The sequence below is a fragment of the Pontimicrobium sp. MEBiC06410 genome, from assembly GCF_053601615.1.
The window spans coordinates 1-265 of record NZ_JBSHNT010000011.1; the positions used below are offsets into that span (position 1 = coordinate 1).

Below are 265 nucleotides of genomic sequence, written 5' to 3' on the forward strand. Positions count from 1 at the left end.
ACAGGTGTTTGATTAATAGTAATAGTAGCAGTACTAACATCGTTAGGACAAGGATTTGTTCCAATAACAGTATAATCGAAGGTACTAGTAGTTGCACCAACAGCTGGTGTAAAAGTACCAGCTACAGCATTAAAAGTACCACCAGATCCAGAAGTTTGCGACCAAGTACCACCAGCATCTTCACCAGCGATTAAACTAAATAAATCTATAGTTGTAGAACTGTCGTCACAGATAGTAATGCCTCCATCTGTACCAGCATTAGCAG

Annotated in this window: 1 protein-coding gene; it reads right to left on the reverse strand. The window is 39.6% G+C overall.

Annotated features, from left to right (window positions below; genetic code table 11):
• On the reverse strand, positions 1 to 265 hold a 265-nt coding region (locus tag ACVC08_RS00090; RefSeq protein ID WP_452600485.1), incomplete at both ends, for a hypothetical protein.